At 67.4% G+C, this 16349-nt stretch carries 15 protein-coding genes and 1 tRNA gene; 7 read left to right on the forward strand and 9 right to left on the reverse strand.

Annotation, left to right across the window (positions count from 1 at the left end):
* Nucleotides 1-140: 140 nt before the first annotated feature.
* The 5 genes from infB to trmB all read right to left on the reverse strand — a co-directional run bounded on the left by infB (nucleotide 141) and on the right by trmB (nucleotide 7156).
* Nucleotides 141-3173, reverse strand: a complete 3033-nt coding sequence (gene infB, locus E4341_RS01370; protein ID WP_165114577.1) for a translation initiation factor IF-2 — start codon at nucleotides 3171-3173, stop codon at nucleotides 141-143.
* Nucleotides 3174-3281: 108 nt separating this feature from the next.
* Nucleotides 3282-3941: an RNA-binding protein gene (locus E4341_RS01375; protein WP_165114580.1), complete on the reverse strand. Its 660-nt coding sequence runs from the start codon at nucleotides 3939-3941 to the stop codon at nucleotides 3282-3284.
* Between the two features lie 18 nt (nucleotides 3942-3959).
* Nucleotides 3960-5693, reverse strand: coding sequence for a transcription termination factor NusA (gene nusA / locus E4341_RS01380; protein WP_165114583.1), 1734 nt, complete (start codon nucleotides 5691-5693; stop codon nucleotides 3960-3962).
* Nucleotides 5693-6292 (reverse strand): ribosome maturation factor RimP, encoded by a 600-nt coding sequence (rimP, locus tag E4341_RS01385; RefSeq protein ID WP_165114586.1) that lies wholly within the window; start codon nucleotides 6290-6292, stop codon nucleotides 5693-5695. Before rimP ends, nusA begins: the two co-directional genes overlap by 1 nt.
* A 114-nt stretch (nucleotides 6293-6406) precedes the next feature.
* Nucleotides 6407-7156, reverse strand: a complete 750-nt coding sequence (gene trmB / locus E4341_RS01390) for a tRNA (guanosine(46)-N7)-methyltransferase TrmB (protein ID WP_165114589.1) — start codon at nucleotides 7154-7156, stop codon at nucleotides 6407-6409.
* 149 nt (nucleotides 7157-7305) lie between these two features.
* Between trmB and E4341_RS01395 the strand changes: the two genes are divergently transcribed.
* From E4341_RS01395 to arfB, 4 genes are all read left to right on the forward strand, one after another.
* Nucleotides 7306-8784 (forward strand): amidohydrolase, encoded by a 1479-nt coding sequence (locus tag E4341_RS01395; RefSeq protein WP_165114592.1) that lies wholly within the window; start codon nucleotides 7306-7308, stop codon nucleotides 8782-8784.
* Nucleotides 8784-10124 (forward strand): amidohydrolase family protein, encoded by a 1341-nt coding sequence (locus tag E4341_RS01400; protein WP_165114595.1) that lies wholly within the window; start codon nucleotides 8784-8786, stop codon nucleotides 10122-10124. Before E4341_RS01395 ends, E4341_RS01400 begins: the two co-directional genes overlap by 1 nt.
* Nucleotides 10125-10207: 83 nt before the next feature.
* Nucleotides 10208-10666: a YaiI/YqxD family protein gene (locus tag E4341_RS01405; protein ID WP_055809473.1), complete on the forward strand. Its 459-nt coding sequence runs from the start codon at nucleotides 10208-10210 to the stop codon at nucleotides 10664-10666.
* Nucleotides 10663-11067 carry an alternative ribosome rescue aminoacyl-tRNA hydrolase ArfB gene (gene arfB, locus E4341_RS01410; protein WP_055809476.1) on the forward strand — a complete coding sequence of 135 codons (405 nt, stop codon included), beginning with the start codon at nucleotides 10663-10665 and terminating at the stop codon, nucleotides 11065-11067. Before E4341_RS01405 ends, arfB begins: the two co-directional genes overlap by 4 nt.
* Nucleotides 11068-11070: 3 nt before the next feature.
* On the opposite strand, the gene E4341_RS01415 is transcribed toward arfB, so the two are convergent.
* Genes E4341_RS01415 through E4341_RS01430 form a run of 4 tightly spaced genes read right to left on the reverse strand, consistent with a single transcriptional unit; the run spans nucleotide 11071 to nucleotide 14668 of the window.
* Nucleotides 11071-11544 (reverse strand): hypothetical protein, encoded by a 474-nt coding sequence (locus E4341_RS01415; protein WP_165114598.1) that lies wholly within the window; start codon nucleotides 11542-11544, stop codon nucleotides 11071-11073.
* 14 nt (nucleotides 11545-11558) lie between these two features.
* Nucleotides 11559-13139 carry a 2-polyprenylphenol 6-hydroxylase gene (gene ubiB / locus E4341_RS01420; protein WP_066553687.1) on the reverse strand — a complete coding sequence of 527 codons (1581 nt, stop codon included), beginning with the start codon at nucleotides 13137-13139 and terminating at the stop codon, nucleotides 11559-11561.
* Complete coding sequence (locus E4341_RS01425) at nucleotides 13127-13915, reverse strand: class I SAM-dependent methyltransferase (protein ID WP_165114601.1); 789 nt, start codon at nucleotides 13913-13915, stop codon at nucleotides 13127-13129. Before E4341_RS01425 ends, ubiB begins: the two co-directional genes overlap by 13 nt.
* 51 nt (nucleotides 13916-13966) lie before the next feature.
* A complete protein-coding gene (locus tag E4341_RS01430) occupies nucleotides 13967-14668 on the reverse strand; it encodes a Crp/Fnr family transcriptional regulator (protein WP_055754686.1) in 702 nt (233 codons plus the stop codon).
* A 155-nt stretch (nucleotides 14669-14823) separates the two neighbouring features.
* On the opposite strand from E4341_RS01430, the gene E4341_RS01435 reads away from it, so the two are divergent.
* From E4341_RS01435 to E4341_RS01445, 3 genes are all read left to right on the forward strand, one after another.
* The gene (locus E4341_RS01435; RefSeq protein WP_165114604.1) at nucleotides 14824-15129 is read left to right on the forward strand and encodes a 4a-hydroxytetrahydrobiopterin dehydratase; all 306 of its coding nucleotides are present in this window, start codon (nucleotides 14824-14826) and stop codon (nucleotides 15127-15129) included.
* Complete coding sequence (locus tag E4341_RS01440) at nucleotides 15126-15923, forward strand: SDR family oxidoreductase (protein WP_165114607.1); 798 nt, start codon at nucleotides 15126-15128, stop codon at nucleotides 15921-15923. The genes E4341_RS01435 and E4341_RS01440 overlap by 4 nt, the downstream gene beginning before the upstream one ends.
* Before the next feature lie 175 nt (nucleotides 15924-16098).
* Nucleotides 16099-16175, forward strand: a tRNA-Arg gene (locus E4341_RS01445).
* The last annotated feature ends 174 nt before the right edge of the window (nucleotides 16176-16349 follow it).

Raw genomic sequence — 16349 nt, forward strand, 5'->3', positions numbered from 1 at the left:
GGCCGCCGTTCGCGAATGCACAGCCATGGGCGTTGGCGAAGCGCGAACGAACACTTCGAACGCATCGTGTCCGTGCCTCAAAAGAAAAGGCCCGGAACCTGAGTTCCGGGCCTTGGTCTCTTCGTGCTCGCGACGAGGAACTAGTCCAGCGTGCGCTTGATCTCTTCGACCGTGAAGCACTCGATGTAGTCGCCTTCCTTGATGTCCTGGAAGCCCTGGAACTGCATGCCACATTCCTGGCCGGCCGTGACCTCGTTGACCTCGTCCTTGAAACGCTTGAGCGTGTTGAGCGTGCCCAGCTCCAGCACCACGACGTCGTCGCGGATGATGCGGACGCGCGCGCCCTTGCGGACCACGCCTTCCGACACCCGGCAACCGGCGATCTTGCCGATCTTGGAGATGTCGAACACCTGAAGGACAGCAGCGTTGCCCAGGAAGGTTTCGCGTTGCAGCGGCGCCAGCATTCCGGACAGCACGCCTTTGATGTCGTCCAGCAGGTCGTAGATGATCGAATAGTAGCGGATCTCAACGCCTTCGCGCTCGGCCAGATCGCGCGCCTGTTTCGAAGCCCGGACGTTGAAGCCGAGGATCGGCGCGCCGGCCGACTTGGCCAGGTTGACGTCGCTCTCGGTGATGCCGCCGGCGCCGGAGTAGACCGTGCGGGCGCGCACCTCGTCGGTGCTCATCTTGTCCAGCGAACCCATGATGGCTTCGGCCGAACCCTGCACGTCCGCCTTGATGACGACCGGCAGTTCCGAGGCCTTCTTGGAGCCCAGCTTGGCCATCATGTCGACCAGCGACACCGAGCCGCCCGAGACCTGAGCCTTTTCGCGCTTCACCCGCTGACGGTATTCGGTCAGCTCGCGGGCGCGGGCTTCGGATTCCACCACGGCGAAGACGTCGCCCGGCGAGGGCGCCTCGTCCAGGCCGAGGATCTCGACCGGAACCGACGGACCGGCTTCGGTCAGCTGCTCGTTGCGTTCGTTCAGCAGGGCGCGAACCTTGCCCCACGATCCGCCGGCGACGACGATGTCGCCGCGCTTCAGCGTGCCGCGCTTGACCAGGACGGTGCCGACCGGACCGCGACCCTTGTCCAGCTTGGCCTCGATGACCACGCCCTCGGCCGAGCGATCGGCGTTGGCGCGCAGGTCCATGACCTCGGCCTGGATCAGGATGGCTTCCAACAGGCCGTCGAGGTTCATCCGCTCCCTGGCCGAGACCTCGATGATCTGGGTCTCGCCGCCCAGGCTTTCGGCGATGACTTCGTACTGCAGCAGCTCGTTGACGACCTTCTGCGACGTCGCGCCGGGCTTATCCATCTTGTTGACCGCCACGATCAGGGGCGCGTTGGCCGCCTTGGCGTGTTGGATAGCTTCGATCGTCTGCGGCATGACGCCGTCGTCGGCGGCGACGACCAGGACCACGATGTCGGTCACATTGGCGCCGCGCGCCCGCATGGCCGAGAAGGCGGCGTGGCCCGGGGTGTCCAGGAAGGTAACCTTCTGATCGTCCGGCAGGCGAACCTGATAGGCGCCGATGTGCTGGGTGATGCCGCCGGCTTCGCCGCCGGCGACGTCGGTCGTGCGCAGGGCGTCGAGCAGCGAGGTCTTGCCGTGGTCGACGTGGCCCATGATGGCCACGACCGGCGCGCGGGTGTCGGAGGCGTCGGCGTCGTCGGCCTCGCCCAGGAAGCCGGTTTCGATGTCGGATTCCGAGACGCGCTTGACGGCCATGCCGAACTCTTCAGCCACCAGTTCAGCGGTGTCGGAATCGATCACGTCGTTGATCTTCATCATCAGGCCCTGCTTCATCAGGAACTTGATGATGTCGACGCCGCGCACGGCCATCCGGTTGGACAGCTCCTGCACGGTGATGACGTCGGGAATGACGACTTCACGCGGACGGTTGGGCGCATCGGTCGAGCCGCCCTTGCGCTTTTCCTTCTCACGTTCGCGAGCACGGCGGACCGAGGCCAGCGAGCGCATCCGCTCGGCGGCGTCGCCGTCGCCGACCACGGACTGGATGGTCATGCGGCCTTCGCGGCGCTTGGGCTCGCCGCGCGTGCGGCTGACGGCCTTGCCGGCGTCGGAGAAACGCTTCTCGCGATCGTCGTCACGACCGGCCGGACGACCGAAGCCGGCGCCGGGCGCTCGGGCCGGACGCAGAACATTGGCCTCCGCCGGCGGGGCGTTCGGGGTCGGACGACCGCCAGGGCCGGTGCGCGCGCCGCCGGGACGGGCGGCGCCCGGCGCCGGACGCGGATTCAGGGCCGAATAGCGGACGGGCTCGGCCGGCTTGGCGCCTTGCGGACGCTGACCGCCAGGTCCGGGACGGGCGCCCTGCGGACGGTCGCCTTGCGGCCGATCGCTCTGGGGGCGGTCCGAATAGGCGCGATCGCCGCCGCCCATCGCCTGCTCGCGGGCCGAACGGCCGCCGAAGGCCGGACGCTCGGGTGCGGCGCGTTGGGGATTGCCGGGCTTGGGCACACGTTGGCCGAAGTTGACCACCGGGCGGGCCGGAGCGGCCGGACGGGCGGGCGCAGCCGGGGCCGGAGTCGCGGGCGCCGGGGTGGGCGCGACAGGCGCAGGCGCGGCGGCCACGGGCGCGGCCGGCTTGGGGGCGGGCTTGGCCGGCGCGACAGGCGCAGCCGCCGTCAGCTTGGCGGCTTCGGCGCGTGCAGCTTCTGCGGCGGCCTTGGCGGCGGCGGCCTCGTCGCGAGCGGCCTGGGCGGCGCGTTCGGTGGCGGCGGCCTGTTCGCGGGCTGCGGCGTCTGCGGCGGCCTTGGCGGCGGCGGCGGCGTCAGCCTTGGCGGCGTTCGCTTGTGTGGCCAGGGCGATGGCGCGACGGCGGGCTTCCTGCTCCTCGGCCGAGAGGGCGCCGCCCGCGGGTTGCGACGGACGCGGACCTTGCGGACGCGGCGCCTGGGCGGCCTGTTGAGGACGCGCGACGTCGAAGCCCTGCGGACGTTGCGGTCCGCCGGCGCCGGCGCGGCGCTTGGTCTCGACCACCACCGTCTTGGATCGGCCATGGCTGAAGCTCTGCTTCACGGTGCCGGTCGGCACCGATCCCACAACGCGCGGCTTCAGGCTCAGCGGAGCGCGCGGCCCCGTCTGGGACGGCGTGCCGCCCGTGTTGCCCTGGCCTTGGTTGGTCTTGTCGTTTTCGTCGCTCATCCGGTCGCTTTACTCGGGGCGGAAAGGCCCGCCGTCCTCATCTAATACCCATGAACGACCGTGAGCCCGTCTCCGCCCTTGGAGACAGGCCCTCGGCCGCTAAAATCCTCAGCTCGCCCCTGTAGGGGGTGCTCCCGCCGATCCGTCCTCGACCCTGGAAACGTCCCAGTGAAGGGGGCGAAGCGGCCGAAATCCAGCCAGTCGTTCGACCTCGATGGTCCACCGATCGGCGCGTCCGCCCGCAAGCAGGACGGCGTGTATCGCATTTTCCAGCCCAAGGGCCAAACTCAAATCGTCCGCCGTGAACGCGCCGCAGATCTTGGCGGTCTGATGACGAGCCAGGGCGAGGATCTTTCCGCGCCCGTCGGCCGAGCCATCGGCGGCTTCCAGCACCCAGGCAGCCTTGCCCGCACGCAGGCTCGCCGCGGTTTTCTCGAAGCCGGATATAAGAACGCCTTCGCGCCGGGCAAGACCCAGCTGGTCGAGACAGCGCCTTGCCAGCAGCCGTTCGACGACATCGGCCAGGTCGGCCGGGGCGGTCAATTTGGTCTTGGCCGCGCGGGTGAAGCCGTTTTTCTTGACCGCCGCCTCGACCGAGGCGCGGCTGGCTTCGACCCATAGGCCGCGTCCGGGCAGTTTCCTGCCCAGGTCGGGGACCACCTGGCCATCGGGCCCGGCGACGAAACGGATCAGGCGAGATTCGTCCATGACCTCGTGAGAGACGAGGTCCCGGCGTTCCCTATCGATCGTTGCGTCGCGCAAGCTCATATGTGGCCAGGTCTCCCATCACGCGTTCGACGGTTCGGCGTCGGACTCTTCGCCCTCGGCCGCGTCGTCTTCGGCAGGCGCGTCGCCGAACACCTGGTCCGGATCGTATTCGCCCTCGGCGTAGTCGCCCTCTTCTTCGTACTCTTCCGGCTCGGGCTGCGGCAGTTCCGAAGCGTCGATCCAGCCTGCGGCGACGCGGGCCTGCAAGATCAGCAGCTCGGCGTCTTCCTGCGCCAGGTTGAAGCTTTCCAGCACGCCGGGCACCTTCACCCGCTCGCCGTTCTTGACCTCATAGCCGCCGCGGATTTCGTCGGTGGCCAGGTCGGCCAGATCCTCGACCGTCTTCACGCCGCCTTCGCCAAGGGCGACGGCCATGGGCAGGGTGACGCCCGGCACCTGAAGCACGCCGTCCTCGACGCCCAGTTCGACGCGCTTGGCGTCCAGCTCGGCGGCCTTCTTGTCCAGATATTCGCGGGCGCGGGCCTGAAGCTCTTCAGCGGTCTCTTCGTCGAAGCCTTCGATCTCGGAGACTTCGTACGGATCGACGTAGGCCAGGTCCTCGACCGTGGCGAAGCCTTCGGTGACCAGCAGCTGGGCGATGACTTCGTCGACGTCCAGGGCTTCCTGGAACAGGCCGGTGCGCTCGGCGAACTCGCGCTGACGACGCTCGGAGTCCTGAGCCTCGGTGATGATGTCGATCTGCCAGCCGGTCAGTTGCGAGGCCAGGCGGACGTTCTGGCCGCGACGGCCGATGGCCAGCGACAGCTGCTCGTCCGGCACGACCACTTCGACGCGACCGGCTTCTTCGTCCAGCACGACCTTGGAGACTTCGGCGGGGGCCAGGGCGTTGACGATGAAGGTCGGCTCGTCCGGATTCCACTGGATGATGTCGATCTTCTCGCCCTGCAGTTCGGCGACGACCGCCTGAACGCGCGAGCCGCGCATGCCGACGCAGGCGCCGACGGGATCGATGGAGCTGTCGTTCGACAGGACGGCCATCTTGGCGCGCGAACCCGAGTCACGGGCGGCGGCGCGGATCTCGATCACGCCGTCATAAACTTCCGGCACTTCCTGGGCGAACAACTTGGCCATGAAGCCGGGGTGGGCGCGCGACAGCATGACCTGCGGGCCCTTGGCCTCGGGGCGGACGTCGTAGATGTAGGTGCGGATGCGGTCGCCGATGTTGAACACTTCGCGCGGGATGGATTGGTCGCGGCGCATGACGCCTTCGCCCCGGCCCAGGTCGACGATGGTGTTGCCGTATTCGACGCGCTTGACCGTGCCGTTGACGATCTCGCCGACGCGATCCTTGAACTCTTCGTACTGGTTAGCGCGCTCGGCCTCGCGGACCTTTCCGGTCACGACTTGGCGGGCCATCTGCGTTTGCACCCGACCGAACTCGAACGGCGGCAGGTTCTCGACGTATTCCTTGCCGACCACCGCCTCCGGATCGCGCTTGGAGGCGTCCTTCAGGCGCACCATGGCGCTGTCGTTGAACTCTTCCAGCTCGTCTTCCGGCATCCAGTCGTCCTCGACGATGGTGACGTGACGGGTCAGCGACAGCTCGCCGGTCTTGTGGTCGATCTTGGCGCGGATGTCGTGATGCGCGCCGTAGCGCGACTTGGCGCCCTTCTGGATCGCTTCTTCGATCGCCTCGATGACGATTTCGCGCTCGATGTTCTTCTCGCGGGCGACGGCCTCGGCGATCTGCAGCAGTTCGAGGCGGTTGGCGGAAATACCGGTGACGGCCATCAGGCGTTGTCCTCAGAAGGGGTCGTGGTGTCGGTTGTCAGGTCGGAGGCTTCCCCTTCGGGAAGGCCGTCGTCTTCGGGTTCGCCGCGTGCGGCGCGAATGGCGGCGCCCCGTTTCATCAGGGCGTCGGTCAGGACCAGCTTCGCGTCGCTCAGCCAGTCGAAGGGGATCAGGGCGGTGTCGTCCTCGCCGTCCAGGTCGATCAGGACGTTGCCGTCTTCATAGCCGGCCAGCACGCCCTTGAACCGCTTGCGGCCCTCGATCATCCGGTCCGTTTCCAGACGCGCTTCCTCGCCCTCGAACAGGTCGAAGTCGATGGGACGGGTCAGAGGCCGGTCGATGCCGGGCGACGAGACTTCCAGCATATATTCGCCGGGGATGGGGTCGGCGGCGTCGAACACCTCCGAGACCGCGCGGCTCAGCTTGGCGCACTGTTCGACCGAGATGTCGTGGTCGGACGGGCGTTCGGCCATGATTTGCAGACGCTGGCGCTTGGAGCCGGTCATCAGGCGAAGACGCACCACTTCAAGGCCGAGCGACTCCGCGATGGGGTCGATCAGCTCCAGCAGTTGGCGGTCCTGGGCGGTTCTTGCGCGCAAGCGACGATTATCCAAAACAAAAGCGGCGGTCCGTCCGGGCCGCCGCTTGGAACGACGCCGTTGGACGCCGGTCTAACGATGTGAGCGCCCATATAGGCCGTTCACATCCGCTTGTCAGCCCCTTTCGGTCCGCGCCGCGTCTGCCGCCTCACGGAGGCGGCGGAACTCCAGAAACACAGGCGTGGTGTCGCCAAGCTTCTTTTCTTCGTAGCGGGTCACGACATGGTCGGCGGGCGGGACGAACCAGTCTTGGTCGGCTGGACCCATTCGCTCCAGACCCGGCGTGCGGTTCAGCCGTTCCAGCGCCCATTCGGCGTAGTCCAGCCAGTCGGTGACGAAGCGCAGGGTCCCGCCAGGCTTCAGAATGCGTGCGAAGGCCTGGGCCGTCTCGTCCTGCAGCAGACGGCGCTTGTTGTGGCGCGCCTTGTGCCAGGGGTCGGGGAACAGGATCAGCACCCGATCGACCGAAGCGTCCGGAAGGGCGTCGACCAGGTCGCGCGCGTCGTCGGCATGGATGCGGACGTTCTTCAGTCCGCCCTCTTCCACGTGACGCAGGGCCGAGGCGACCCCGTTCAGGAAGGGCTCGCAGCCGATCACCAGGGCGTCGGGCCGCGTCGCCGCCTGGGCGGCCATATGCTCGCCGCCGCCGAAGCCGATCTCCAGCCAGACCTCGGTCGCCTCGGGCATCATCGTCTTGGGGTCCAGCGGCCCGGCCTTGGGATCGGGCACGGCGATCTCGGGCAGCAGGGTCTCCATCAATGCCGCCTGGCGGGGCTTAATGGGGCGGGCCTTGATGCGGCCGAACGATCGCAGCGGGCGGTCGAGATGCGGGTTTTCGTCCTCGGGATGGTCATCGGCGTTCATGCGTCTGCCGTTAGCCGTCGCCGGCCAAAGCGTCCAGAACTAGCGTCCAGAAGACGAACGCCGAAACCTTTTGACGGTCGCGGCCGAACGCCCTTCTATGCCGATCACAAGCGGCGTCGGGGCTGACGCTTCGCGGGAGAGGGATTTCGATGATCGGACATCATCTGCGGGGCGTCAGCCTCGCGGCCATTACATGCGCCGTGCTGGGCCTGTCGGCCTGCGCCACCACCAGCTCGACCCCTGATGATACGGCCGCGAAACCGTCGAAGGAGCGGACCTTGGCCGCCGGTCTGGATCCTGCGACGACGCTGGATCCCTATCCCTCCACCTATCAGCCCCTGCCGCGCGAGAACTTCGCCGTGGTCGGCGCAACCGTCCTGACCGGCACGGATCGCAAGATCGAGAACGGCGTGGTCGTGGTCACTGACGGCAAGATCGGCGCCGTCGGTGACGCCTCGACCCCCGTCCCTTCCGGCTATCGCGTCGTCGAGGCGCGCGGCCGCTATGTCACCCCCGGCGTCATCGACGTGCACAGCCACCTGGGCGTCTATCCGTCTCCCGGCGTCTCGGGCATGAGCGACGGCAACGAGGCGACCAGCCCGAACACCGCCCAGGTCTGGGCCGAACATTCGCTCTGGCCCCAGGACCCTGGTTTCAACACCGCCCGCGCCGGCGGCGTGACCACGCTTCACATCCTGCCCGGCTCGGCCAATCTGTTCGGCGGCCGGGGCGTCACGATCCGAAACGTCCCCTCGATCACCATGCAAGGCCTGAAGTTCCCGGCCGCGCCCTATACGGTCAAGATGGCCTGCGGCGAGAACCCGTCGCGCGTCTATGGCGGCCGCAACCAGAGCCCGGCGACGGGCATGGGCAATATGGCCGGCTATCGCGCCGCCTTCATCGCCGCGCGCGACTACAAGGCCAAGTGGGACAAGTGGCGCGAGGACGGCGAAGGCGCCGCCCCGACCCGCAACCTGCAGAACGAAACCCTGATGGGCGTTCTGGACGGCTCGATCCTGATCCAGAACCACTGCTACCGCGCCGACGAGATGGCCCTGATGATGGATATGGCCAAGGAGTTCGGCTACCGCATCACGACCTTCCACCACGCCACCGAAGCCTACAAGCTGGCGCCGCAACTGGCCGCCAACGGCATCTGCGCGGCCATGTGGACCGGCTGGTGGGGCTTCAAGATGGAGGCCTTGGACGCCATTGAGGAGAACGCCGCCCTGGTCGACGCCCAACAGGGATCGTGCGCCGTCATCCACTCCGACGACGCCGAACTGACCCAACGGTTGAACCAGGAAGCCGCCGCCGCGCTTTCGGCCGGTCGCCGCGCCGGGCTGAACATTTCCGAAGAGCACGCCATCGGCTGGATCACCTCCAACGCCGCCAAGGCCATCGGCATCGCCGACCAGACCGGGTCGCTGGAGCCCGGCAAGCGCGCCGACGTGGTGATCTGGAGCGCCGATCCCTTCTCGATCTACGCCCGCGCGGATCAGGTCTTCATCGACGGCGCCCTGACCTTTGATCGCAGCAACCCCGCCTATCAGCCGACCAGCGACTTCGAACTGGGTCAGCCGGGCTATGGCCTGACCGCCGCCAACGTCACGGAAGGAGCCCGCTGATGCGCCTGTCTCACATCCTCGCGGGCGCCGTCGCGGCCCTGTCTCTCGCCGTTCCTGCGATGGCGCAAGAAACCGTCGCCATTGTCGGCGGGCGAATCCTGACCGGCGACTCCGTCATCGAAAACGGCACGGTCGTGATCCGCGACGGTAAGATCGTCTCGGTGGGCTCAGGCGGCGCGCCGTCCGGCGCCCGCGTCATCGACGCAGTGGGCAAGACGGTCGCGCCCGGTTTCGTCGCCGTGGATTCCGGCTTGGCCGGGACCGAGGTCAGTTCGGTCAGCGGCACCAACGAACTGCGCAACAGCGCCAATACGCTCAGCGCCGCCTTCGACATCTCCTACGGCCTGGACCCCTGGTCCTTCACCCTGCCGGTCGCGCGGCTGGGCGGAATCACCCGCGCCATCGTCGTGCCCCAGCATCCCGGCTCGTCCGGCGGCCACGTCCATGAGGACGAGACGGCCGGCGCCGGCGACGGCGGCTATCAGACGCCGGGCCTGTTCGCGGGTCAGGCGGCGATCATAAACCTGGGTCAAGGCTCGAACATCCTGGTCAAGCCGCGCGTGGCCATGGTCGCCCCCTTCGGCGAAGCGGGCGCCAATATCGCCGGCGGCGCGCGCGGGGCGCAGTTCGTCCTGTTCAAGGAGACGCTGTCGGAGGTTCGCCTCTATGCCCGCAACAAGTCGGCCTATGAGCGGGCAGGCCTGCGCGATCTCAGCCTGTCGCGCGCCGATCTTGAGGCTCTGATCCCCGTCGCCAACGGGACGATGCCGCTGATCGTGACCGTCCACCGCGCCTCGGACATTCAGCAGGTGCTGCGCCTGGCGCGTGAGGAAGGGATCAAACTGATCCTGGACGGCGCCGAGGAAGGCTGGCTGGTCGCCGGTGACATCGCCGCAGCCGGCGTGCCGGTGCTGCTGAACCCCATCTCCAACCTGCCCAGCGATTTCGAGATGCGGGCGGCGCGGGCGGAAAACGCAGCGGCTCTGAACGCGGCGGGCGTCGTCATCGCGATCAAGGGCAACGAGGGCTCGACCCACCGCGCACGCGAGGCCCGTTACAACGCGGGCAACGCCGTCTCGCACGGCTTGCCCTATAGCGCAGCCATCGCCGCCCTGACGATCAATCCGGCCAGGATCTTCGGCATGGCCGGTCAGTTCGGCCAGATCGCGCCGGGCGCAGCGGGTGACGTGGTGGTTTGGTCTGGCGATCCGCTGGAGCCGCTCAGCCAGCCGTCGGCCGTCTTCGTCAATGGCGTCGAACAGCCCCTGACCAGCCGCCCGCTGATGCTGCGCGACCGCTATCGCCAGCAGACGCCGATGCCGCCGGCCTATCGCAACTGAGGACCGCTTTGGTCTGAACGGAAAGGGCGGGGCCGGACGGTCCCGCCCTTTTTCATTGGCCGCGTCCGCGCTAGGTCAGGCCCATGCCCACCGTGCTCTACATCGACGCCGACGCCTGCCCCGTGAAGGAAGAGGTGTATCGCGTCGCACGCCGCTATGGGCTGAAGACCTATGTCGTCTCCAACACCTGGATGCAGGTTCCGCGCGAGCCGCTGATCGAACAGGTGGTGGTGGACGCCGGCCCCGACATCGCCGACGACTGGATCGCTGAGCGGGCGGGCGTAGGCGACGTGGTCATCACCGCCGATATCCCCTTGGCGGACCGCTGTCTGAAGTCGGGCGCACAGGCGCTGAAGTCGAACGGCCAGCCCTTCACCCCGGACTCCATCGGCTCGGCCCTTGCCGGACGGATGGTGGGCGAGCATCTGCGGTCGATGGGCGTGGCCACATCCGGTCCGCCGCCGTTCTCGGCCGCTGACCGTTCGCGTTTCTTGCAGGCGTTGGATCAGGCGGTGGTCAAGGCGCGCAAGGCGGCGACATGACCACTGTCATCCCCGAGGACGAGCTGGAGTTTCACTTCTACCGCGCGGGCGGTCCTGGCGGGCAGAACGTCAACAAGGTGTCGACCGCCGTTCAGATGCGGTTCGATGTGAAGAACTCGCCGTCGCTGACCGATCCGGTCAAGGCGCGGCTGATGAAGCTGGCCGGCAGCCGGCTGACGCTGGAAGGCGTGATCCTGATCACCGCCGTGCGTCACCGCACCCAGGAGCGCAATCGCGCCGACGCCATCGACCGGCTTCAGGCCATGGTCGACGAGGCCTCGATCCGTCCCGTCTATCGCGTGCCGACCCGGCCGACCAAGGCGTCCAAGGAACGCCGCCTCAAGGCCAAGACGACCCGCGCCTCGATCAAGTCGGGGCGCGGCAAGCCTTCGCTGGACTGACGATCAGCTCTCGGCCGGGCGGAACAGCAGGGCGGCGATCTTGTCCTCGGCGTCGAAGCCGATCAGCCATTCGGTAACCTGATTGTCGAAGGTGACCTTGAACATTTGGGCCTCGCCTTCCTGTTTGACGTATTCGACCGTCTTGACGGCGCCGAAGCCCTTGATCAGCGGGACCACCTGCGCCTCCTGCTGACGGATCTGGGTTCCAAGGCCGGTAGTGAAATCCGAATAGTCAAAACCGGCCCCCTGGGCGCTGGCGATCACGGCGCGCAGCGCCTCTTCCGAACGGGCGATGTCGGGAGCCTGGGCGGCGGACGCCGTTCCGGGCGCAGCGGCAGGGCGGGCTTGAGGCGCTGCGGCTTGAGCCGGGCGGTCGAAGGCGTTCGGCACGGCGCCGGCGGCGGCCTGAGCCAAGGCGGGCATGGGCGCCACCAGCACGGCGGCTGCAATAGCGGTCTTCATCAAGGTCGGCTTCATAGCGAAAGCTCCGGTCAAGTCAGATAGGGCCAGAGCGAAAGGCCCAGGGCCGCCAAAGCCGCGATGACCGCGACCGTGACTGAAGCCGTCACCCAAGCCGGAGTTCCCGACTTTTCGATGACCACGGCCGCCGGGCGCGGCGGCTCCTGAACCAGGCGCGAGATGGCGCGGGCGGCGGCGATCATTTCGTTGATCGCGTCACGCGCCTGGGCCTGCGGTCCCAGCTCGCGGCGGATCCAGCGTTCGACCACCGGCTGGGCGGCCTTCCACAGATCGTGATCGGGTTGCAGCCGGCGCGCCACGCCCTCGACCGAGACCATGGTCTTTTGCAGCAGGATCAGTTCGGGCCGCAACCGCATGTCGAACAGGGCGGTGATCTCGAACAACTGGCCCAACAGCCGGCCCATCGACACCTGGCTGGCGGCGCGGCCGATCACCGGCTCGCCGACGGCGCGCAGGGCCTGGGCGAAGGTCTCGACCGAGTGGTGCGGCGGGACGTAGCCGGCCTCGAAATGCACGCGCGAAATCCGGTCGTAGTCGCGGCTGATGAAGCCCCACAGAATCTCGGCCAGATAGCGCCGCTCCGCCGGTCCCAGCCGCCCGACGATGCCGAAATCGATCGCCGTCAGATGGGCTGGCGCGCTGGCGAACAGATTGCCCTCATGCAGGTCGGCGTGGAACACCCCGTGGTCCAACGCCTGGACAAGGAAGGCGCGCACGACATTGTCGGCCAGCTGATCCTTGTCCAATCCCGGCAGGTCCAGCAGCGCCGGATCCGTCATGGGAACCCCCTGCGCCCACTCCAGCGTCAGCACGCGCTTGCCCACCCCGTCCCAGATCACGGCCGGCGCGGACATATATCCGTCCTTGGCCAAGACCTCGGCCATCTCGCTGGCGGCGGCGGCCTCCAACCGCATGTCCAGCTCCAGATCCAGCGAGTTGGCGATGGTCTCGACAAAGGCGGACGGCTCCAGACGCCGCGCCATCGGCACGAGCCGCCAGACGAGCCGCGCGGCCAGCCGCATCGAATCCAGGCCGTTGGCGACCCGCCGCTCGACCCCCGGCCGAAGCACCTTGACCGCGACGGCCCGCCCATCAGCCAGGGTCGCGCGGTGCGCCTGGGCCAGGGAGGCGGCGGCGACCGGCGGACTGAGGTCGATGAACAGGCTTTCGGCCGGACGACCCAGCGATTTCTCGATCTCGCGACGCGCCTCTTCCAGAGAGAAGGGCGGCAGGGCGTCCTTCAACCGGCCAAGATCGCGCGCGAATTCCAGCCCGAAGATATCGGCGCGCGTCGCCAGGACCTGACCCAGTTTGATCGCCACAGGGCCCAGATGCTCGAACGCCTTGCCCAGCCTCTGGCCCGGCCGCCCCTGACGCCCGGCCCGACCTGAGAACAGTTGCACGAACCGTGCGAACGGCCGCGTCCAGGCCGGCAGCAGATGGGTCACCTCGCGCGGGATCAGGGCGTCATGACGCGCCAAGACCCACAGCCAGCCCAGTAGGCGCAGGAAGGACGCAACCGGGTTCTGGACCGCGACCGTCGCGGGCGGCGGCGGGGCCGTGCGATAGATCCGGCTGGTCAGATCGCCCACCCATGATGGATGGCGGCGATCCCGCCCGACAGATTGGTGACGGACACGCGGCGGAAGCCGGCGTCCTCAATCATGCCCTTGAACGTATTCTGATCGGGGAAGCGACGGATGCTCTCGACCAGATACTGATAGCTGTCGCGATCCTTGGCGACCCAGCCGCCGATGCGCGGAATGGCGTGGAAAGACCAGGCGTCATAGACCTTGCGGATCGGCGTGGTCGTGGGGCGCGAGAACTCCAGGCACAGGAACCGACCGCCCGGCTTCAGCACCCGGCGCGCCTCGGCCAGAGCCTTGTCGATATGGGCCACGTTGCGGATGCCGAAACTGATCGAATAGGCGTCGACCGAGGCGTCCGGCAGCGGCAGGTTCATTGCGTCGCCGACGCTCCACTGCATCTCCGGTTCGCCGCCCTTGTGGACGCCCGCCAGGATCATCTCGGCGTTGTAGTCCAGCACGATGACATTGGCGTCCTCGCCGCCGCGCCGCTCCTGCGCCGCGCGCGCCGTCTTGGAATAGCGACGCGCCATGTCGCCGGTGCCGCCCGCGACGTCCAGAATGGTCTCGCCCGGACGCGGGTTCAGCTTGGCGGCGGCGATGTCCTTCCAGATGCGGTGGACGCCCACGCTCATCAGGTCGTTCATCACATCGTAGTTGGAGGCGACGGAATCGAAGACCCCGCGCACCATCTTCACCTTCTCGCGCGCATCCACGTCGCGAAAGCCGAAGGAGGAACGATCACCCGACGAATGCGGGCCGTGGGAGGAGGCGTCGGTCATGGGCATCGTCTAGCGCGTCGCAGCGCCCCCGTCATCCGATGAGGCACCCGATCAGGCCGCTTCGGGCTGCGGCAGTTTCAAATCCTTCATCACGTCGCGCATCAGGCCGTAACAGCCGCACGACGCCGCCTCCAGACCGTCGCGATCCAGCACCCTGACCCAGCCGCGTCCCCGCTGGATCAGCGACTTGCGCTCCAGTACGGTGCCGACCTCCGACACCGTGGCGCGACGCACGCCCAGCATGCCGGCGATATCAGCCTGCGTCAGATCGATCCGGTCGTCCTCGGCCCGGTCGTGAAGCATCAGCAGCCAGCGGGCCAACCGTTCGTCCAGCCGATGCTGGGCGTTGCAGGCGGCCGCCTGCTGCACCTGCGCCATCAAGCCTTCAGTGAAGCGCGACAGGGCCGAGCGCAGCGTCTCGCTGTCTTCCAGCGCCTCGCCGAACACCTCGGCCGAGCAATGAGCCGCGATCCCGTCGCGTTGCGAAATGGCCCGACTGGCGGCGCGGGCGTTGAACGGTCCGCAGGTCACGCCGATCAGGCCTTCGCGCCCTATGGCGGCCGTCTCCACCATCTTGTCATCCGGCAGGATGGTCATCAGCGACACCACGCCCTTGATCGGAAACCACACCTGATCGACCGCCTCGCCGGCGTCATAGAGCATCTGGCCGCGTGTGATCTCGCGCTCTTTCAAATGCGGTTCGATCCGCTTGCGGTCGGCCGCATCCAGAGCGGCGATCCAGAGATTTTCCATCCTAACCCCGCTGGCGACCGATGACGCCGAAGAGCGACGATCGCTGCTCGATCAATGCACAAGCTTGACCATGGGTTCCCTGGACGGATCCGCGCGGCTTCGCCGCTTGCCGCCATCCATCAGGCGCCCTACGCCAAAGAAAAAGAGGAAACGCGATGACCGACACACGGCTTGACGTAGCGGAAACGCTGAAGGATTTGCCCGCCTGGCGAGCGCATGACGGCGATCGCCCGGCCATCACGCGGACGCTGAAGTTCGCGGATTTCAACGCCGCCTTCGGCTTCATGACCCGCGTCGCCCTGATGGCCGACAAGATGGACCACCATCCCGAATGGTCGAATGTCTACGACCGCGTCGAGATCCTGCTCACCACCCACGACGCCGATGGCGTGACGGACAAGGACGTGACCTTGGCCCGCTTCATTGACGCCGCCGCCGCCGGCATGGGGGTGAAGTCGTGAGCGGCTCCGCGCGTTCCGGCCGCGTCGCCGGCAAGACGGCCCTGATCACCGGCGCGGCCGGCGGCCTGGGCGAAGCCATGGCCTTCATGCTGGCCCGCGAGGGCGCCCGCGTCGCCGTCACCGACATCGACGCCGCACGCGCTCAAGCCTTGGCGAGCCGGATCAATGCGGAAGTTCCGGACGCCGCCTTCGCCTATGCCCACGACGTGGCCAGCGAGGCCGAATGGGAAGGCGTGATCGCCGCCGCTGTCGCCGATCTCGGCGGCCTGTCGGTGCTGGTCAACAACGCCGGCGTCGGCGGCCCCCTGGCCTTCGTCGAGCAGGACACGATCGAGAACTGGCAGCGTCAGTACGAGATCAATCTGCGCTCCATCATGCTGGGGGCCAAACACGCCATGCCGCATCTGCGCGCCTCGGCTCCGGCCTCGATCATCAACATCTCCTCGATCGCAGGGCTCGCGGCCGCCCCCGGCATGGGCGCCTATAACGCCACCAAGGCGGCGGTCTGGATGTACACCAAGACGCTGGCGCTGGAGGCCGCCAAGGCCGAATGGAACGTGCGCTGCAACTCGGTCCATCCCGTCTTCATCAAGACGCCCATCCTGGATCCCTTCATCGCTATGGCCGGCGGGGACGAGGACAAGGCGCACGAGCGCCTCGCGCGTGGCATTCCGTTGAAGCGGATCGGCGAACCCGACGACGTCGCCTACTGCGTCCTCTATCTGGCGTCCGACGAATCCAAGTTCGTCACGGGGTCCGAGTTCAAGATCGACGGCGGCATGACGGCGCAGTAGGGCGCGAGCGCCCTACTGCTTTCTTTTTGGGCCTACCGCGCTTCGCGCTGCTTGAGGCCGCTGGCCTTCCTTGTCGGTGATTGATGGAGGCCATCCGGTCGTCATCCGCGCATTCGGGATTGAGGCCGCTTGCGCCATGCTGTAAGCGGCCTGTTCCGGCGTCGCGCCGGCCGACGCACCCGTAGCTCAGCTGGATAGAGTGCTGCCCTCCGAAGGCAGAGGTCACAGGTTCGAATCCTGTCGGGTGCGCCAGCCTTCCAAACATCGTTGAAAACGCTGCGGAAATACCGTCCGCCGGACCGTCTTTCGACGATTGCTACACATCCTTGCTACATAATTCGACTGACGATCAGGGGCTAAAGCGTTCTGATCATTCAGGAAAACGGCGCAAGGCTTGCTACAAAAACCCGCTACACAATGTTCGAA

Origin of the sequence: Brevundimonas sp. 'scallop', assembly GCF_011045535.1 — a bacterium.
GTDB lineage: Bacteria > Pseudomonadota > Alphaproteobacteria > Caulobacterales > Caulobacteraceae > Brevundimonas > Brevundimonas vesicularis.